At 68.1% G+C, this 16,302-nt stretch carries 23 protein-coding genes and 2 pseudogenes; 14 read left to right on the top strand and 11 right to left on the bottom strand.

All coding sequences use genetic code 11. The features are described 5' to 3' along the window. Nucleotides 1-136 precede the first annotated feature (136 nt). Nucleotides 137-526 (bottom strand): Rid family hydrolase, encoded by a 390-nt coding sequence (locus K8W59_RS19265; RefSeq protein WP_223396596.1) that lies wholly within the window; start codon nt 524-526, stop codon nt 137-139. Nucleotides 527-623: 97 nt separating this feature from the next. Here K8W59_RS19265 and K8W59_RS19260 point away from each other — a divergent pair, with 97 nt between their 5' ends. Further along, entirely contained in the window at nt 624-1,370 is a 747-nt protein-coding gene (locus K8W59_RS19260) for an SDR family NAD(P)-dependent oxidoreductase (protein WP_223396595.1), read from the top strand. A 135-nt stretch (nt 1,371-1,505) separates the two neighbouring features. Here K8W59_RS19260 and K8W59_RS19255 read toward each other — a convergent pair whose 3' ends face one another. The 6 genes from K8W59_RS19255 to K8W59_RS19230 form a co-directional block, all read right to left on the bottom strand. Next, nucleotides 1,506-2,120: a recombinase family protein gene (locus tag K8W59_RS19255; RefSeq protein ID WP_223396594.1), complete on the bottom strand. Its 615-nt coding sequence runs from the start codon at nt 2,118-2,120 to the stop codon at nt 1,506-1,508. Between the two features lie 148 nt (nt 2,121-2,268). Beyond that, entirely contained in the window at nt 2,269-2,850 is a 582-nt protein-coding gene (locus K8W59_RS19250) for a hypothetical protein (RefSeq protein ID WP_223396593.1), read from the bottom strand. Nucleotides 2,851-3,318: 468 nt separating this feature from the next. Continuing rightward, nucleotides 3,319-3,570: a dihydrofolate reductase family protein gene (locus tag K8W59_RS19245; RefSeq protein ID WP_263283268.1), complete on the bottom strand. Its 252-nt coding sequence runs from the start codon at nt 3,568-3,570 to the stop codon at nt 3,319-3,321. Nucleotides 3,571-3,601: 31 nt separating this feature from the next. Next, nucleotides 3,602-3,751, bottom strand: coding sequence for a hypothetical protein (locus K8W59_RS19240; RefSeq protein ID WP_223400077.1), 150 nt, complete (start codon nt 3,749-3,751; stop codon nt 3,602-3,604). 56 nt (nt 3,752-3,807) lie between these two features. Then, the gene (locus tag K8W59_RS19235) at nt 3,808-4,257 is read right to left on the bottom strand and encodes a hypothetical protein (RefSeq protein WP_223396592.1); all 450 of its coding nucleotides are present in this window, start codon (nt 4,255-4,257) and stop codon (nt 3,808-3,810) included. A 108-nt stretch (nt 4,258-4,365) separates the two neighbouring features. Next, on the bottom strand, nt 4,366-4,923 hold the full coding sequence (locus K8W59_RS19230; protein ID WP_223396591.1) for a dihydrofolate reductase family protein: 558 nt from the start codon (nt 4,921-4,923) through the stop codon (nt 4,366-4,368). Between the two features lie 85 nt (nt 4,924-5,008). On the opposite strand from K8W59_RS19230, the gene K8W59_RS19225 reads away from it, so the two are divergent. The 4 genes from K8W59_RS19225 (at nt 5,009) to K8W59_RS19210 (ending at nt 8,653) form a co-directional block, all read left to right on the top strand. After that, nucleotides 5,009-5,632 carry a TetR/AcrR family transcriptional regulator gene (locus tag K8W59_RS19225; RefSeq protein ID WP_223396590.1) on the top strand — a complete coding sequence of 208 codons (624 nt, stop codon included), beginning with the start codon at nt 5,009-5,011 and terminating at the stop codon, nt 5,630-5,632. Nucleotides 5,633-5,995: 363 nt separating this feature from the next. Further along, a complete protein-coding gene (locus K8W59_RS19220) occupies nt 5,996-7,168 on the top strand; it encodes a sensor histidine kinase (RefSeq protein WP_223396589.1) in 1,173 nt (390 codons plus the stop codon). Next, nucleotides 7,159-7,833, top strand: a complete 675-nt coding sequence (locus K8W59_RS19215) for a response regulator transcription factor (RefSeq protein WP_317846289.1) — start codon at nt 7,159-7,161, stop codon at nt 7,831-7,833. The genes K8W59_RS19220 and K8W59_RS19215 overlap by 10 nt, the downstream gene beginning before the upstream one ends. Before the next feature lie 76 nt (nt 7,834-7,909). Next, nucleotides 7,910-8,653, top strand: coding sequence for a CPBP family intramembrane glutamic endopeptidase (locus tag K8W59_RS19210; protein WP_223396587.1), 744 nt, complete (start codon nt 7,910-7,912; stop codon nt 8,651-8,653). A 364-nt stretch (nt 8,654-9,017) separates the two neighbouring features. Here K8W59_RS19210 and K8W59_RS20440 read toward each other — a convergent pair. Both K8W59_RS20440 and K8W59_RS19200 read right to left on the bottom strand, forming a co-directional pair. Next, nucleotides 9,018-9,257, bottom strand: a pseudogene (locus K8W59_RS20440) (SDR family oxidoreductase); the annotation flags it as partial. 16 nt (nt 9,258-9,273) lie between these two features. After that, a pseudogene (locus K8W59_RS19200) lies at nt 9,274-9,504 on the bottom strand (IS5-like element ISMt1 family transposase); the annotation flags it as partial. Between the two features lie 157 nt (nt 9,505-9,661). Between K8W59_RS19200 and K8W59_RS19195 the strand changes: the two are divergent. From K8W59_RS19195 to K8W59_RS19185, 3 genes are all read left to right on the top strand, one after another. After that, nucleotides 9,662-9,889 (top strand): FitA-like ribbon-helix-helix domain-containing protein, encoded by a 228-nt coding sequence (locus tag K8W59_RS19195; RefSeq protein WP_159901067.1) that lies wholly within the window; start codon nt 9,662-9,664, stop codon nt 9,887-9,889. Further along, nucleotides 9,886-10,314 (top strand): type II toxin-antitoxin system VapC family toxin, encoded by a 429-nt coding sequence (locus K8W59_RS19190; protein ID WP_223396586.1) that lies wholly within the window; start codon nt 9,886-9,888, stop codon nt 10,312-10,314. The genes K8W59_RS19195 and K8W59_RS19190 overlap by 4 nt, the downstream gene beginning before the upstream one ends. A gap of 185 nt (nt 10,315-10,499) precedes the next feature. After that, complete coding sequence (locus K8W59_RS19185) at nt 10,500-11,114, top strand: recombinase family protein (protein ID WP_223396585.1); 615 nt, start codon at nt 10,500-10,502, stop codon at nt 11,112-11,114. Nucleotides 11,115-11,285: 171 nt separating this feature from the next. Here the strand turns inward: K8W59_RS19185 and K8W59_RS19180 are convergent, their stop codons facing one another. Beyond that, nucleotides 11,286-12,026 (bottom strand): TetR/AcrR family transcriptional regulator, encoded by a 741-nt coding sequence (locus K8W59_RS19180; protein ID WP_223396584.1) that lies wholly within the window; start codon nt 12,024-12,026, stop codon nt 11,286-11,288. 590 nt (nt 12,027-12,616) lie between these two features. Here K8W59_RS19180 and K8W59_RS19175 point away from each other — a divergent pair. From K8W59_RS19175 to K8W59_RS19150, 6 genes are read left to right on the top strand one after another with little or no spacing between them, the layout of a single operon-like run. Next, entirely contained in the window at nt 12,617-12,856 is a 240-nt protein-coding gene (locus tag K8W59_RS19175; RefSeq protein WP_223396583.1) for a YtxH domain-containing protein, read from the top strand. Next, entirely contained in the window at nt 12,853-13,290 is a 438-nt protein-coding gene (locus K8W59_RS19170) for a phage holin family protein (RefSeq protein WP_223396582.1), read from the top strand. The genes K8W59_RS19175 and K8W59_RS19170 overlap by 4 nt, the downstream gene beginning before the upstream one ends. Then, nucleotides 13,287-13,634 carry a DUF3618 domain-containing protein gene (locus K8W59_RS19165; RefSeq protein WP_223396581.1) on the top strand — a complete coding sequence of 116 codons (348 nt, stop codon included), beginning with the start codon at nt 13,287-13,289 and terminating at the stop codon, nt 13,632-13,634. The genes K8W59_RS19170 and K8W59_RS19165 overlap by 4 nt, the downstream gene beginning before the upstream one ends. Next, nucleotides 13,631-14,710, top strand: a complete 1,080-nt coding sequence (locus K8W59_RS19160) for a YihY/virulence factor BrkB family protein (RefSeq protein WP_223396580.1) — start codon at nt 13,631-13,633, stop codon at nt 14,708-14,710. The genes K8W59_RS19165 and K8W59_RS19160 overlap by 4 nt, the downstream gene beginning before the upstream one ends. 39 nt (nt 14,711-14,749) lie before the next feature. Further along, on the top strand, nt 14,750-15,049 hold the full coding sequence (locus tag K8W59_RS19155; protein WP_223396579.1) for a DUF4235 domain-containing protein: 300 nt from the start codon (nt 14,750-14,752) through the stop codon (nt 15,047-15,049). 14 nt (nt 15,050-15,063) lie between these two features. After that, nucleotides 15,064-15,672: a hypothetical protein gene (locus K8W59_RS19150; RefSeq protein WP_223396578.1), complete on the top strand. Its 609-nt coding sequence runs from the start codon at nt 15,064-15,066 to the stop codon at nt 15,670-15,672. Between the two features lie 119 nt (nt 15,673-15,791). Here K8W59_RS19150 and K8W59_RS19145 read toward each other — a convergent pair whose 3' ends face one another. Continuing rightward, nucleotides 15,792-16,235 (bottom strand): protein-tyrosine phosphatase family protein, encoded by a 444-nt coding sequence (locus tag K8W59_RS19145; RefSeq protein ID WP_223396577.1) that lies wholly within the window; start codon nt 16,233-16,235, stop codon nt 15,792-15,794. Between the last annotated feature and the right edge of the window lie 67 nt (nt 16,236-16,302).

Below are 16,302 nucleotides of genomic sequence, written 5' to 3'. Positions count from 1 at the left end.
TTGGCCACAGTGACCATGCGGTCACCGTTCTCGAACTCGCCAATGACACTTCGGCTTAAGGAGCGACAGGGTCAAGGTATCGGCCAGAGCGCCCCGGATAGGGATCCCGTACCGGGTCGCTCCGCGAGCCCATCGCTCAACGGTGCGGGTCCTCGGCGACGGCACGGAGTTCGACTAGCGCCTCCGGAGTAATGAGCTCGGACACGCCGATCGCCGACCATGCTGGGTAGGGTCTGAGCAAGTGCCGGTCCTTGACGGTTACGAACACATCGAGGTACTCACGCAGACGCACGTGGTAGGTGGTGATCTCGATGAGCGAGCCGAGGTCGGCACCCGCGGCGGCGAGGTACTGACGCAAGTGCGTGAAGAGCTGCTCGAACTGTTGCTCCGGGTCGACGTCCACCGTTCCGTCGGTGCGGGTGCCCGTGACGCCGGACAACAGTAGCAATCCACGACTGCGCACGACGTGCGAGAAGTGCCACTGACCCTCGAACTCGGACGTCTGCTGGTCAAGGAGGTGCTCCATGCCTCCACCGTCGCAGACTCGAATCCCATTTCGTAGCGGAGCGACCCGGGTGGCGAGATATCTGCGACAAGCCGAGGTGGTGGAGCAGACTGGGCGCATGTTGTGCACCATCGTGGGGGCAGGTCCCGGACTCGGTGTCGCGCTGGCGGGACGCTTCCTGAGGGGTGGCTGCGACGTCGCCTTGGTCTCGCGGTCCCCAGGTCGTCTTGAGCAGTGGCGGCAGGCGCATCCGCAGCCAGAGCGAGTCGGGCTCTTCGCTGCGGACGCTGGGAGTTCGGAAAGCCTGGGAGGAGCGTTCGAGGCAATCCGCAGCTGGCGAGGAGAGACCTCGATCCTGATCTACAACGCTGCCGACATGATCCCGAACCAGGTCGCCTCGCTGGACTCGGCCCTGATGGCGGAAGCGATGCGCGTAGATGTGGGTGGCGCATTGACCTGCGTGCAGGAAGTACTACCCGCCATGCGTAAGGAAGGACGGGGGACCATATTGCTGACCGGTGGTGGGCTCGCCTTGGAGCCCTACCCGGAGTGGGGGTCGCTGGCTGCGGGCAAAGCGGCACTGCGCAGTGTGGGGTTGAGCCTGTTCAAAGAGTTGCTGCCCGCGGGCATTCACGTTGCCGTGGTGGCCGTGTGCGGGATCGTCGAGCCGGGCGGCCCATTCAGCCCCGATCTCGTAGCAGAGCAGTACTGGCAGCTGCACAAGCAGCCGCTGGACCAGGCTCAACGCGAACTCGTTTATCTGCCCAAGGGTGCGGACCCCTACTACAACGATCCCCGGCGTCGACACCGCGGGACCTCCCAACCCATCCGCGCGGTCGGCGTCGATCCCGGCCCACCGACCTGACCGGGATTGTCACGCTGCGCGTGACCACAGCGGGAGCTTCGTTCGGGGAAGCCGCCGTGCAAGACCGGCCGCGACCAGTTCCGCTCGCGGGCGTCCCGCCGAGTTGTCGGTTGCGGGACGCCGACGAGGTGACGATCAGCGTCGTGTGGAGGCGTCAGCAAGATCGGCTTTAGCCGCGGTTCGTTGGCGCTCGATGGCGCGATAGACCGTCGAGCGGCCGATCCCGAACAGCTCAGCTACCTCGAGGGTGCTGTACTCGCCGCTGTGCACTAGCGAGACCAGGTGCGCTTCCTGCTTGCGGCTTAGCTTGGGCTGCTTGCCCTTCAGCCGTCCCTTGGCCTTGGCGACCTTCATGCCCTCGACTGTGCGAAGCCTGATGCGGTCGGACTCGAACTCAGCGACCATCGCCAGCACGTTGAACAGCAGCTTCCCGACAGCATCGGTCGGGTCATAAATGGACCCGCCGAGGCTGAGGCTGATCTGGCGGGTGGTGAGCTCGTCGGCGATCGCCCGGGCATCAGGCAGGGACCGGGCTAGCCGGTCGAGCTTGGTCACGACCAGCGTGTCCCCGGCACGACAGGCGGCCAGCGCCTCGCGCAGGCCGGGGCGCTCGCGGTTGGTGCCGGTCAGGCCGTGATCGACGTAGATCCGCTCGGCCTCGACGCCGAGTCCGAGCAGCCCGTCACGTTGCGCGGTGAGGTCTTGTTGATCGGTGGAGCATCGGGCGTACCCGACGAGCAGTGCGTTCATGGCGCACCTCCAATGGGGTTGGTCCGGCCGAACCAGGGGTGTGGGTCGGCTCGGGCATCGAGCAGGGCTCGACCTCACCAGGAACTCGCTGCGGGCCGTCTGCGACAAGCCCCTCTGCCACCTCGGCGTCGAGCTATCAGTCTCGTGCTCAGCGGGGGCGCTGAACGAGGACCCGGGTGACTCGACTGGTCGCGCTCAGGTGCCGGTCGAGGTCGGGATCGAGCAGGCCGGCAACGGTCGCGATGTCGGTGACGCGTCCCGTTATGTCGTACCTGAGGAGTGGCTCGTGGTGGGCCACTCGGTTGCGCAGACCGTGCAGGCGTCCGATGGGGCGGTCGACGTCGCGCCGGTCAGTGCCCGGTGCGAACGCCTGGTGGAGGGATGGCACCCACAGCGACTTCTCATGGGCGGAGGAGCTGAGGAACCGCCAGAAGCCGAACATCAACTCAGCGATGACCTTGCCGGGTGGAGCTGCGGGGCCGCCGGCGGAGTCGACGGCACGGTGGGGTGACTCACGTGTCCGCAGGTTGACGTCGACTCGTCGACCACGACGGGTGCGCCACAACGGCGCGAAGGCCGGGATGTTGGCCGTGGTCCAGTGTGGGGGTCCGGGCCACCGCGCACTGAGCGCGCGGTCGTAGGCGTTGCGTAGCCCGACTTCCAGGTGGGCGAGATCTCGCAACAGGGCGGCGCTGATCTCGGCGTTCCACTCGTACAGGTCCAAAGCCAACTGCGGGTCGCCTTTGCTGGCGGCCAGGTAGACACCGTGTCGGGGCTGGCTCAGCCAGCGCTCTACCCAAGGCCCAGGCACGGGTGGCCTAGGACTCGGCGGAGGCGGTGGCGACGTTGTCATCGCCCCCATTCTCACGTATCGTTTCGCTTGAAAGCCCCGGTGGACAGCTGGCCTTGGCCATGTCGCCGGGGCTAAGTCATGCCCTCTCAAGTCTTCGCTCATGGCGGCAGACTCGACGACACGACCGGCTAGTGTCGCGCGCTACCTCTTGCGGCGGTACCGGTCCCGATTAGCGATCGTCCACCGGGTCGCTCCGCGAGCCCATCCGCTTACGACGATGGTGTTCCGTTTCCGACACCCCACCGGGACACCGCTGCCATGACATCTCCGAACGGTCGCCAATGTCCGCTCACGGTTCGCCTTGCGGAATCGCTCGCACATGTGGGTTGAGCGAGCGCTGGTCAGCTATCGACGCGGCGTCGGTCGGTAGACGAGCTCTTGCGTGTTCCCGTCGAGGGTGCGGCTTTCCAGCAGCTCGAGGTGGAAGTCTCCGGCTCCGCGGAAGACGGGGAAGGCCCCAGTCTTGGCCGAGATCACAGGGAAGACCGTCAGCTGGATGCGGTCCACGAGACCTGCGGCCATGAGCGACCAGTTCAGGGCCAGGCTGGCTTGAGACCGCAGCGGGCGGTCCGAGGTCGCCTTGAGCTGCCGCACCACGGCGATGGCGTCGCCACGCTCGATCGTGGCGTCAGGCCAGCCCAGGGTGCTCTGGAGGGTGGAGGAGATGACAGTTGCTGGGGCCCTGCTTGCTCCAGTAGCCGCCCCAGCTCGCCCCCTCGGCGTAGCCCCCGTATCCGTCGAGGGTGGAGAACACATCCCAGGTGTAGGTGGCGCTCATGCAGCAACTCCTTTGCTCTCAGTCGTCGCGGGTCGACGTTCAGACCGGACCAGTGATCAAGACTCATCTCGCACCGGGTGGCTCGGGACGCTCGGCGGGCCCATCGGTGCGGGACGCGTGCGGTGCGGGATGGCGCGTGGTCGCGGTGGGCTCAGCCGGGCGTGGCCATGACGTCGTGGATCCGGCTGATCCGTCCGTCGGTGATGGTGACCCATTCGCTCATCGAGATCCGCATCGGTTCCCCGTCGTGGTGCGGGGTGAAGGGTGGTCCAGCCGATCCAGGCCGCCTGCTGGCCGTCGATGATCCAGGACTCCACGTCGGTGCTGGCGGTCCCGGTGGCCAGGTCGGCCTGCTGTCGCTCCACGAAGGCGGCAGCGGTCTGCGTCTGCGTCTCGCCGTTGAGGTCCCAGTGCGCGTCGGGCGTCATCAGGTCGGCCGCGTCGGCGAGGTTGCTCTCGAACGTCGCCATGAACCGCTCCACGACGCTCTGTGTCGAGGTGGACATGTCTCGGTCTCCTCCTGGTGGGGTCGATGTGGTGCTGCTCGAGGTCGGTGCTGATTCGGTCGTAGTACTTGCTGGGTCGAGGGGATCGGCCGGGTCGGTCCGTGACGACTACCGCTGGACCTCGTAGACGTTGAGGACGACGCCGGTGGGAAAGGCTCGGGACTCCTGCAGCCGCAGGGAGGGGACGTCGATCGTCCCCTCGAAGAGCCGGCCCCCATGGCCGACGATGGCCGGGAAGACGAACAGTCGGTACTCGTCGACCAAGTCGGCCTCGATGAGTGCGTGGGTGAGCTGAATGCTGCCGGTGACGACGATGTCCGCGCCGGGCTGGTCCTTGAGTTTCCGGACTTCGTCGAGGCCACGCAGGATGGTCGAGTTCTCCCACTCCGGATCGGTGAGGGTGGAGCTGACCACGTACTTGGCGACCTGATTCAAGTGTGCGGTGTTGCCTGTCTGGTCGTCCTCGACGTGTGGCCAGTAGCCCCGCATGTCGGTGAAGGTCTGCCGACCGACCAGGAAGGCGTCGGACGCGGCGGCCTGCTGCTGCAGCACCGCCACCTGCTCGTCAGCGCCGTCGGCCACCGTCGCCGACACGTTGTGCCAGTTCTCGGTCATGTCGATGACGCCGTCCAGGGTGATGTTCTGGGTGATCGCGAGCGTGCGCATCGGTGAGCCCTTTCTCCCGTAGAGTCTACGCTGTCCACATTGCGGTGTTCACACCGTATACATACAAGCTTCGGAGGTGCAAGCGATGAGCGCGAGCAGGACCGGGGCGGGAGCACCGGGCGGGCGGCGCTACCACCACGGTGATCTCAAGGCCGCGCTCGTCGAGGCGGGGCTCGAGCTGGCTCGTGCCGGTGGACCCGATGCTCTGACGCTGCGCGAGGTCACCCGCGCCGTCGGGGTCACCCCGAACGCGGCCTATCGCCACTTCGCCGACCACGAGACGCTGGTGCTCGCGGTCGCCACTCGTGCCCAGGACGTGCTGGCAGGGGCGATGGCGACGCGCATCAGCGCCGCCGGGCAGGACCCGGTCGCCCGGCTGCGTGGTGTCGGACTGGGCTACATCGACTTCGCCCGAGCGGAGCCGGGCCTGTTCCATCTCGCCTTCCGCTCCCACCACCAGCTCGTGCGCGAACCCGAGCGGGACGACCCGGCACCGTTCCGGCTGCTCAACGACGCGCTCGACGGCCTTGTCGAGGCAGAGCTCCTCTCACCCACACGGCGCGAGCACGCCGAATGGGCCTGCTGGTCGGCCGTCCACGGGATCGCCGACCTCGCGACCCGAGGTCCGCTGCACGACGCGGATCCAGCGATCGTGGACTCACTTGCCGAACTCGTCGTCGACCGCATCATCGACGGTGTGCGCGCCTAGCAACCGCGGACCACGCGCGGTGACGGGATCGACACCCACGGCGCGCAGCGAATAATGCTCCAGCCCGACACTTCAACGTCACAGGCATCCCACCGTCCAGGCCCACGTCCCAGTGCGGGATCGGCTCACGGGCGGCGCAATCTCTCTCAGGGGCACGTGTCGGGAGTAGGACCGTCGGTGGCTGCGGGAGCCGGATTGGCGTCGGTTGACGAAGCCAACGGCAGGGGCTCGAGTTGCCATTCAGACCGCTGCACCCGGCCGGCTGTAGCAGCTCGATGGTCCCCCCCCCCGCACGGGGCGTGCCGGGGTTGCGCTGGACTTCGTCGGTGCCGGAGGCTGGGCATGTTGCCTAGGGTGTGTGTGGTGTCGGCACTTTCGCGGTCGCGAGCGGCGAGCATCGCCGTCGTCGGCGGGTGCGCGGCCCTGGGCGTGGTGCTCGCCGTTGCAGCGCGCGCCGAGTCACCTCCCCAGGGTGCGGGGAGCTTCGCCCTCGACCTCGGTGTCGGAGTCCTTGCCTGCGGCCTGCTGTGGTGGCGTCGCGAGCAGCCCGTCGTCGTCGGGCTGCTGACCGCGCTGTGCGACCTGGTGTCGTTCGTGGGTACCCCTGCCTACCTCGTCGCCGTGTTCGCGGTGGGGGCGCGCCGCCCGCCACGGACCGTGGCCCTGGTCGCGCTGGCTCACCTGGTCGCTGTCGTGGTCGGTGCCGTGGTCGGGGGGTCGAGCGGTGAACCCGTGTGGCTGGTCGCGGTGAGTGCGGCGCTGGTGCTCGCCCTGGTGGCCTCGACCGGGTTGTACCTCGGAGCACGTCGCGAACTGGTCGCCTCGCTGCGCGAGCGCGCCGACCGCCTCGAGGCCGACCGGGAGCGCGACCTGGCTACCGCGCGTGCGTCCGAGCGCACCCGGATCGCGGGCGAGATCCACGACGTGCTCGCGCACCGGATCTCGCTGATCAGCCTGCACGCCGGCGGACTCCAGATGTCGGGCGACCGGGTGGATCCACACACGGCCGACACCGCCGCGCTGATCGGCAGCACCGCCCGCAGCGCGATGGTGGACCTGAGAGACGTGATCGGTCTCTTGCGCCAGCCCGATCACGGGAGTCAGTCGGAGCGTCCCCCGCCACCGCAGCCGACGCTCGGCTCGGTCTGGGCCCTGGTCGACGAGTCTCGCCAGGCGGGTCTGCCGGTCGACCTGCGGATCGATGTCGAGGACCGGCACGTCCATCTGTGCCCGGCGGCCATCGGCAGGCACGCCTACCGCGTGGTCCAGGAATCGCTGACCAACGTGCACAAGCACACCTCCCTGGCCCCTACCTGTGTGCGGGTGAGCGGAGCACCGGGGTCACGGCTCTGCGTAGAGGTCAGCAGCGACCTCGGCGCTGAGGCGCGCGCTGACGGGCCGCTCCCCGGAAGCGGCAGCGGGCTGGTCGGCCTCCACGAGCGGGTGACCGGCGCTGGGGGCGTCTTCCGCAGCGGACACGAAGCGGGGCCCACCGGCCGGCGGTTCGTGGTGCGCGCTGAGCTGGCGTGGCCGTGACCGGCGGTGGACGGACCGAGGTCCGGGTCCTCCTCGTCGATGATGACCCGCTGGTGCGTAGCGGTCTCCGAGCGATCCTCGACGCCGCGGATGACGTCCGGGTGGTCGGTGAGGCCTCGGACGGGGACGAGGTGGTGACGGCGGTGCAGGCACACGCGCCGGATGTGGTCCTGATGGACATCCGGATGCGCCGGACGAACGGTCTGGACGCCACCGCGTCGGTGCGCGCGCTCCCACGGCCACCCAACATCGTGGTGCTCACGGCCTTCGACCTGGACCGCTACGTGGTCGCCGCGCTCCGGGCAGGGGCGTCGGGGTTCCTCCTCAAGGACGCCCAGCCGCAGCAGATCATCGACGGCGTCCGCACCGTCGCCTCGGGTGACGCGATCCTCTCGCCGGGCGCGACCCGCACCCTGCTCGACCGCTTCGCCGACCCCGACGCCGCCGAGCGGCAGCGCAGCGCCGTCCAGGCACTGGCCCGCCTCAGCCCACGGCAGGGCGAGGTCGCCGACCTCGTGGCCCGTGGCCGCACGAACGCCGAGATCTCCCGTGATCTCGGCCTCACCGAGTCGACCGTCAAGGCCTACGTCTCCGAGATCCTCAGCAGCCTGGGTCTGGGGAACCGGGTGCAGGTCGCGCTGACCGTGCGCGACGCCGCCGGCTGACTACCTACTTTCGTCGGCCGGTGCGGCCTACCTGTGCCGGCGGTGACGACCGTGCACGCCGAGCAGGGTGGGTCGCATGTCGATCCAGGACGCAGCCAATCTCGCCCTTCTCGTGATCGCGCTCGGTCTCGGCGCGGCCGTGCTCCTCCCTCGCCGTCGCGGCGACCACCGGTCCTGGGGCATCCGGCCCGACCGAGGCACCCCCGGCCGCTACTTGCTGGGGGTCGGTCTCGCGGCGCTCGCCATCGCCGCCCCCTTCGTCGTCCTGCTGCTGACCGGGGTGACCGACGTCCGCGGCGGTGAACCGCAGGCCGGGGAGATCGTGGCGATCGCGGTCTACTTCGTGGTGCTCGCCGGGGTCGAGGAGCTGGTCTTCCGCGGCCTGCTGCTGAACGGCGTGATCGAACTGACCGGCCGGCCTGTGGTCGCCGTGCCGCTCGTGGCCCTGGCGGTCGCCGTGCCGTACCTGTTCGCCGACGGCGTCACGCCGCTGAGCTTCGTGAGCGCGGTGCTCGCGGGGATCATGTACGGGGTGGCGTTCCTGATCACGACGTCGGTCTGGACCGCGGCCGGCATGCGGGCCTCGTGGAACCTCACCCTCGGACCCGTGCTGGGCTTCGAGGTCAGCGGTCAGTCGCTGGTCGACCACCCGGTGCTCGAGCAGACCCTGGACGGCGCCCGGTGGGTCACCGGTGGGGCGTACGGACCCGAGGGCGGTCTGGTGGTCGTCCTCGCGCGAGTGCTGCTGATCTCCGGCCTGCTGTGGTGGGGTGCCCAGGCCGCAGCGCGACACGGGGACCGCCTTCCTTCTCGAGGATGACGGGATCTGCGCACTGCTGAACAGCCTCTGTCCCTCTCCGCTCGCCGACGCCGACGACACGGAGCACGCGTGTGGCTCATTCGACCTGCCGGTCGGCAAGGCGACCCGCACACACCACTTCCGCGTCTTGCGCGAGGCTGGACTGATCGACCAGCGCTTTCACGGCAACGGAAGTGGCGTGCCTGCGGCGCAGTGACATCCAGCAGCGGCGGCCTGGTCTCATCGAACTGTTGACCAAGGATGCAACGGTGGAGGCGAGCAGTTGAACGTCCCGATCATCAGACGGTGACTCCGCGGCTGGTCACTCACGCCAAATCTGTCGGCTTGTGGGCGGTCGCATCGCCCTTGTTCGAGGTCGAGGTGCTTATGTGCCGAACCACCATCCGCCGTTGACGTGGATGACCTGGCCGCTGATGTAGGCCGCGGCCGGTGAGGCGAGGAAGGCGACGACGCCGGCAACGTCGTCGGGTTGGCCGACACGTCCGGCGGGGATGGCCTCGACCGCCTTCTGGGCTGCGGAGTCGAGGTTGTCGCCGTGGAAGTCGCTGGCGATGAAGCCGGGGGCGACGGTGTTGACGGTGGTGCCCTGTGGGGTGAGCTCTCGGGCTAGGTCGTGTCTGCTAACTCCGTACGCGGTGGTGGATGATCAGTGCGGCCAGGGTGACGCCGCCGAGGTAGGTCAGGGCGTATTTGTCGTAGCGGGTAGCGATGCCGCGCCAGTGTTTGAGTCGGTTGAAGCCGCGCTCGACGGTGTTGCGGTGTCGGTACAAGTGCGGGTCGAACCCTGGTGGTCGACCGCCGGATGAGCCTTTCGCCTTGCGCAGTGCGATCTGATCGGTGCGCTCGGGGATCCCGCTCCGGTCACCCTCCGGGTGACGCTCGGCATCCGGTGATTGACCCGGAGCCGAGGGGCGCCGCCGCAGGGGGTCGCCCTGAGAGGTCGCGCTGACTTGTCGTGGCTGAGGCAGCCAGGGTGATATCGTTGATGCGATATCGGAGGTGGTCGCTATGGAACAGATCCTGATTCGCAACCTGCCCGCGGGGACCAAGGCCGCGCTTCGTGCGCGTGCCAAGCAGCGTCACCGGTCGGTTGAGGCGGAGGCGCGCGACGTGCTCACCAAGGCTCTGGAGGGCGAGCCCGTCACCATCGTTGATCTCTTGAGCACCGACGAAGGTGCCGACATCGACTTCGAACCCGAGCGCCTGGGCCTGACGGCACGCTCGGCACAACTGTGAAGTACCTCTTGGACACTAACGTGGTGTCCGCGCTGCGGGTCCGAGGACGCAACCGCCCCGTCGAGCTCTGGGCAGCATCGGTTCCCGTAGGTGACCAGTTCGTCTCAGCATTCACCATCGCGGAGATCGAGCGTGGAGTGATTGCCAAGGAGCGATCCGACGCCGAGCAAGGAGCCGTCCTGCGTCGCTGGCTCGAGGAGAATGTCCTGCCCACCTTTGCCGATCGGGTGCTGCCGTTCGACCTGTCGGCGGCCCGGACCCTCGCGGCCTATCGGGTTCCCGAGCACGCGCCCTTCGACGACGCCCTCATCGCCGCCGTCGCGGAAGCTGCCGGGATGACCATCGCGACGCGCAACACCAAGCACTTCGAACCCCTCGGCGTCTCGTGCCTCAATCCATGGGACGCGACCCCGCCCATCGTCTGAGCCACCCGGAGCACTGGGCGTCGGTGGCGGCCACGAGCGGGATACGCGGGCGAGGCGGTCGCGTGCCTGGCGGCCTTGCACCCGCAGGCGTGCTGAGCGCTGGCTGGTGCCGTCGGGACATTGCCCGATGCTCGGGCCGGACCACACCCCGTGGCCATGGCCGGGCCAACCCTTTGAGGTGCGCCATGAACGCCCTGCTCGTCGGGTACGCCCGATGCTCCACCGATCAACAAGACCTCACCGCTCAACGCGACGGTCTCCTTGCCCTCGGCGTCGAGGTCGACCGTATCTACGTCGACCATGGCCTGACCGGCACCAACCGCGAACGGCCCGGACTTCGTGAGGCACTCGCCGCGTGCCGCGCAGGAGACACGCTCGTGGTCACGAAGCTCGACCGTTTGGCCAGATCGCTACCCGACGCTCGCGCGATCGCCGACGAGCTGACCACAAGGGAGATCAGCCTCAGCCTCGGCGGGTCGGTCTATGACCCCACCGACGCCGTCGGACGGCTGCTGTTCAACGTCCTCGCCATGGTGGCCGAGTTCGAGTCCGACCTGATCCGGTTGCGCACCGTGGAGGGCATGAAGGTCGCCAAAGCCAAGGGCCGGTTGAAGGGCAAGCAACCGAAGCTGAGCCGCAAGCAGGAAGCGCATCTGGTCTCGTTGGTGCACAGCGGCGAGTACAGCACCCTCGAGGTCGCCGAGCTGTTCGGCGTTGGCCGGTCCACCGTCTACCGGGCCATCGAGAGGCAGCGCACGGCTGCGAAGGCAGAACTTGCTGACGCTTCGGCACGACGCTGACCCGCGTGTTGTCGGCGTTCCGCAACCGGCACCCTCGCGGAACGCCGACGAGCGAAGCTCCCTCGAAGCCAGGCGCGGGGCGCTGCATCCCGGAAACGGTTCCTCTAGGTGGACGTCGAACGGCACTCCGGGATTGAACGGGTCTGCCGCACGAACTGGTGACGCTCTGACCTATCCGTGCAGCAGGCCCGTCTGGGTCAACTCGCGTTCGAGCCTGTCCAGAAGACCTTCTAGAGACGCGTCGAACTCCACGTCGGGGTCATGATTGCGTAGAAGGGGTTCTAGGTCGTCGATGGTGGGATGGGGACGCGTGCCCGGGCCTGCGTTAGCGCTGGATCGGTGTTCGGGGTCGGGCGCGGCTGCAGGGTCTCCTTGGCCGAGTGATTCGTCCGGTACGAGGGTTTGGGCCTTGGTCGAGGCTTCGAGCATGAGGTGGCCGAGGAGGAAACCAGTGACGACACGGTAGATGTGGACTGCCTGAGGTCGGGTCAGCCCCCGGGCGCGCATGGCTGCGAGGAGGTCTTCGGCGAGGTCGAGGCTGCGCAAGGGGGGTCTCAACCAGGGGGCGGCGGGGTGCCGGGTGGCTACAAGTGGAAACGCCTGGGGATGATCCAGCGCCATCTGTCTGACTCGACGCGCCAACGCCTGAACATAGGGCTGCCAGCCGTCACGTTCGCCGACGACACTGCCGGGTTCAACGCGGACGCCCGCGACGAGATGGTCGACGATCGCGTCCAACAGGTCTTCACGGCCGTTGTAGTAGTGGTAAATGGCCATGGCCTCGACTTCGAGCAGGTCCCCCAGCTTGCGCATGGTGAGACCCTGCAAGCCGTCTCGGTCGAGAAGCTGTATCGCCTTCTCAAGGATCAGGCGCCGGTTCAGCGGTGAGCTGATCGTCCTGCTGCCGGGCATTTCACTCATGGTCAGGCCGTGAGCCTGCGTCCTCGTTGTCCACGCGCCGATACTTGCACGACGGTGGCCGGAACGCCGCAGCCTGCCGTCGTACGGGGGCGGGAAACCGGTCGAGCTTCGCCCGGTGATGGGCAACTACGCCGCGCACACGTGTCCCAACGCGAGGCGGGTGGGTTGCTGACAACCCCCGCTTCGTCGTCCACCTTGCTCCGACCCAGGCTTCGTGGATGAACCGCGCCAAGTACTGGTTCGGCGTCATCAAGCGGCAGGCGAGCCGACGCGGCGTGTTCCAATCGGACAACGTCCTCGACAGATCTTGGCGAAGGCCATCCCAACCTAACTGCGTCAAGCGCGCGCCACAACAGATCGAATGCTGCGCTTACGCAGTGGACGAGATGGGTACCTCGGTGGGCGAGGGCATTCGAGCAGCCCTCTTTACAACGTAAAAACACCTGCCTAGGGTAGAGATGTTCGGTCGATAACGGCCAGGGTCTGGCGCAGCCGCCGAGCCCCAGCCGGCACGTGAAGCGGGTCGTGCCGCAGCCGCATGCAGCGCTGGGGTGTGGCTCGAGCTACTACGAGGAGTTTCGATGAGTAAGTTGTTGATCATCGCCGCCGGGGGCGTGGGCTATCTGCTTGGCTCGCGTGCGGGGCACGAGCCGTACGAGAAGTTCAGCCAGAAGGCCCAGCAGGTCAGAGACGATCCGCGGGTGCAGAAGCGCGCCTCGCAGTTCAAGCGTAGGGCCGAGGAGCAGGTAGACGAGAAGGTCGGGGACGAGCCCGCTCCGGAGCGGCCAACAGTCGCAGGTCAGCAGGGGTCGCTGCCGTGACCGATCCCCGCAGCAGCAACGATACCGGGGCATATCCACCACAGCCGGCCACCGGCGACCTGTCGGCGCCCCAGCTGATCTCGCAGGTCGCGGAGCAGACCTCCACCCTGGTGCGTGACGAGATGCAGCTGGCCAAGGTCGAGCTGCGGGAGACGGTGAAGAACGCCGGTATCGGTGCTGGTCTCTTCGGCACCGCGGGCGTGGTCGCGCTGTACGCCGGATGGGCTGCGGTCTTCACCGTCATCTACGCCTTGGCGCTGGTCATGGACGTCTGGCTCGCCGCCCTAATCGTCACTGTCGTCCTGACTGCGATCGCTGCGCTGGCCGCACTGGTGGGGCGCAGCAAGGTCCAGCAGGCGACGCCGCCGGTGGAAGCCACCCAACGCAGCGTGCAGCGCGACATCGAGACCGTGAAGGAGAGGAAGTCCCGATGAATGAGTCGACTCAGGAGAGCGGGGAGACCTCGCAGACCGAGAGGAGACAGGAGAACCCGGGGACGCAAGACACCCGCTCGGCCGAGGAGATCCAGGCCGACATCGAGGAGACGCGTCAGGAGCTCGGGGAGTCGCTCGAGGCCCTCACTCACAAGCTCGACGTCAAGACCCGGGCCCGGATGCAGGCGCAGCGGGCGAAGGTCGGGGCGCAGCAGCAGGCGCGAGTGGCGCGGGTGCGGGCCGCCGACATCCAGCGCGAGCACGGTCAGGTGGTCGCCGTGGTGGCCGGTGCCGCGGTCGCGGTCGCGGTCGCGGTGGCCACTTGGCGGCGGTGGCGGCAGTGAGCGCGCGCTCCTCCGACGTCACTGAGGACACCGCGCCGCGGTCCGACGGCCGAGATGCGCCGCACCCCGACGACCCCGAGAAGCCGGACACCCCGGACGACCTGACCAAGCATTCGTGGTTGTACGTGGCACGCAAGTCGGGCCGCGAGTTCCTGCGCGACCAGTGCACCGACATCGCGGCGGCACTGACCTACTACGCCGTGCTGGCGTTGTTCCCCGCCCTGATCGCGCTGCTATCGATCATCGGTCTCGTCGGCCAGGGGCAGCAAGCGGTGGACACGATCCTGGAGGTGCTGCGCAGTCTCGGCGCCTCGTCGGTGGCCGGCACGCTGGAACCGACGCTGAACCAGCTCGCCCAGGCCCCGGGTGCCGGCATCGCGCTGATCACGGGTCTCGCGGCCGCGCTGTGGTCAGCCTCGGGCTACACCAGTGCCTTCGGGCGGGCGATGAACCGGATGTATGAGGTCGGCGAGGGCCGGCCCTTCTGGAAGTTCCGCCCGATCATGATCGCGCTCACCGCCGTGCTCCTCGTGCTCGCGGCGGCCGTCCTGTTGGGTCTCATCGTGACCGGCCCTGCGGCTCAGGCCGTCGGGTCCGCTGTTGGCCTTGGCTCCACGGCAGTCACGATCTGGAACTACGCCAAGTGGCCGGTGATGCTGGCTGCCGTCGTGCTGATGGTGGCACTGCTCTACTGGGGCACCCCCAACCTCAAGCAACCGAAGTTCCGCTGGCTGAGCATCGGTGCCGTCATCGGCATCGGCGTGTGGATCCTCGCATCCATCGGTTTCGGCTTCTACGTCGCCAACTTCGCCAGCTACAACCGCACCTACGGCGCGCTTGCCGGTGTCGTGGTGTTCCTCCTGTGGCTGTGGCTGACCAATCTGGCGCTGCTCTTCGGGGCGGAGGTAGATGCCGAACTCGAGCGCGGTCGTCAGTTGCAGGCGGGCATCAAAGCCGAGAGGAACGTCCAACTGCCGCCACGGGACTCCAGCAAGCTCGAGAAGGACGAGCAAAAGGAGCGCGAGGAGATCGAGCAGGGACGCCGGCTGCGTGAAACCCACGGCCGTGAAAAGTGACGCCGAGAACACCAGCGACACCGAGCAGAGGGAGCCACGATGACACAACGCGAGCAACAGACCAGCAAGTCCGCAGCGATCCTCTACCGACCCGTCGGAATCACCAGCAGCATCATCGCTGGGGTCATCGCCGGCCAGATCTTCCAGCAGGTCTGGAAGCGCGCCTCGACCGACGAGTACAGCGACCCACCCGGCCCACTGCAGACCGAGTACCCCCTCAAGGAGGTCCTCTTGGCCGCCGCCGTGCAGAGCGCCATCTTCGGCGTCGTACGCACCCTGGTGAACCGCGGCGGCGCCCGAGTGTTCGAGCGCATGACCGGCGAGTGGCCGGGCGACTGAGTCACCGGGTCGCAGTGAGTCTCCCGGGCACGGCGCGCCGCCTCCTCGACGCGCCCAGGCAAGGCCTGACGACGGTACTCGGGGCGCCGCAGCAGGTCAGCGCGCTGTGGGAGGATGTCACCGCGCTGCTGCGTCGGGCCGGCCAACTGCTCGACCGCGCTGAGCTCATCGTGGCGCGGCTCGAGCACAAGCTGGACGAGCTCGACGCCCTGACCGAGACCACCTCGCAGGTGGTCGGCCGCGCTGCCGAGGTCACCGCCTACACCGACACCCTCTCTCACCAAGCCCGCGACACCAGGCAGCGTGCCGAGGAGCAGGTGGGTCGCATGGAGCACCTGCTCGACACCTACCAGCCACTGCTCGAGTCGCTCGCCCCGCTCGGACGCGAGGCCGCGTCCACGTTGCGACCCGACCACGTCCGCGCGATGGTGTCGTTGCTCGACAAGATGCCCGACCTCGTCGGCCTGCTCCAACCGGCACTCGACGGCATGGGCGGCCTGCTGCCGCACCTGCAGGACGTCACCGAACGCATGGACACCGTCGGCCAGGTCGTCGAGGGTCTTCCCGGGGCCCGGACTCTGCGCCGCCGCGGCCAGGCACGGGACGACGACGCCGACGACTGACACGGCTGGCGCAACGCGGCCGCTCAACCAGATCGCCGATTTCGAACCGAACGAGGCGGTCTCCAACGCTAGATCCCTGCGCGGCCACGCTCCGCGGCCCATCCCGCACTGGGGCACCGTTACTCCTCGCCAAACCGGACGACGAAGCGGCGTTGCCAGGGCGTTTCGATTGCGCGGGGGTGGTAGTGCTTGCGGACGAAGGTGACCGCCTCCCTGGCCGGCACTCCGTCCAACACGGCAAGACAACCGAGAGCGGTGCCGGTCCTACCGCGTCCACCGTCGCATGCGATTTCCACCCGCTCGTACCCGGCTCGGGTCCACGCCTCACGCAACGCGTCCCGAGCGTCCGCCTCGTCGGCGGGTAGCCGGAAGTCTGGCCAGCGAAGCCACCGCGTGTCCCAGCGCATATCAGCCGGCGGTTTCCCGAGCAGGTACAGCCCGAAGTCCGGCATCGTGCTCTCGGGCATCGGTCGGCGCAAGCCACGGCCACGCACGACTCGTCCGGACGGCAGGTTCAGCACCCCGGCCATCGTCGCGTCCCATTTCCGAGTCATCACGCTCATGATGCCCGAGCATGGGGGCCAAGGCCGCCGGTTCACCATCTGGGCCCACCGGACTGGGCATGCCGGT

Origin of the sequence: Nocardioides rotundus, assembly GCF_019931675.1 — a bacterium.
Taxonomy (GTDB): Bacteria; Actinomycetota; Actinomycetes; order Propionibacteriales; family Nocardioidaceae; genus Nocardioides; species Nocardioides rotundus.
This window is presented reverse-complemented; position numbering and strand designations above follow the sequence as displayed.

Bases quoted from the DNA above. Each gene is read 5' to 3' on its own strand.
- K8W59_RS19195 (WP_159901067.1), top strand. From the start codon at position 9,662: ATGGAACAGATCCTGATTCGCAACCTGCCCGCGGGGACCAAGGCCGCG.
- K8W59_RS19175 (WP_223396583.1), top strand. From the start codon at position 12,617: ATGAGTAAGTTGTTGATCATCGCCGCCGGGGGCGTGGGCTATCTGCTT.
- K8W59_RS19240 (WP_223400077.1), bottom strand. From the start codon at position 3,751: ATGAGCGCCACCTACACCTGGGATGTGTTCTCCACCCTCGACGGATAC.
- K8W59_RS19165 (WP_223396581.1), top strand. From the start codon at position 13,287: ATGAATGAGTCGACTCAGGAGAGCGGGGAGACCTCGCAGACCGAGAGG.
- K8W59_RS19155 (WP_223396579.1), top strand. From the start codon at position 14,750: ATGACACAACGCGAGCAACAGACCAGCAAGTCCGCAGCGATCCTCTAC.
- K8W59_RS19260 (WP_223396595.1), top strand. From the start codon at position 624: ATGTTGTGCACCATCGTGGGGGCAGGTCCCGGACTCGGTGTCGCGCTG.
- K8W59_RS19185 (WP_223396585.1), top strand. From the start codon at position 10,500: ATGAACGCCCTGCTCGTCGGGTACGCCCGATGCTCCACCGATCAACAA.
- K8W59_RS19225 (WP_223396590.1), top strand. From the start codon at position 5,009: ATGAGCGCGAGCAGGACCGGGGCGGGAGCACCGGGCGGGCGGCGCTAC.
- K8W59_RS19230 (WP_223396591.1), bottom strand. From the start codon at position 4,923: ATGCGCACGCTCGCGATCACCCAGAACATCACCCTGGACGGCGTCATC.
- K8W59_RS19255 (WP_223396594.1), bottom strand. From the start codon at position 2,120: ATGAACGCACTGCTCGTCGGGTACGCCCGATGCTCCACCGATCAACAA.
- K8W59_RS19235 (WP_223396592.1), bottom strand. From the start codon at position 4,257: ATGTCCACCTCGACACAGAGCGTCGTGGAGCGGTTCATGGCGACGTTC.
- K8W59_RS19210 (WP_223396587.1), top strand. From the start codon at position 7,910: ATGTCGATCCAGGACGCAGCCAATCTCGCCCTTCTCGTGATCGCGCTC.
- K8W59_RS19265 (WP_223396596.1), bottom strand. From the start codon at position 526: ATGGAGCACCTCCTTGACCAGCAGACGTCCGAGTTCGAGGGTCAGTGG.
- K8W59_RS19145 (WP_223396577.1), bottom strand. From the start codon at position 16,235: ATGAGCGTGATGACTCGGAAATGGGACGCGACGATGGCCGGGGTGCTG.
- K8W59_RS19180 (WP_223396584.1), bottom strand. From the start codon at position 12,026: ATGCCCGGCAGCAGGACGATCAGCTCACCGCTGAACCGGCGCCTGATC.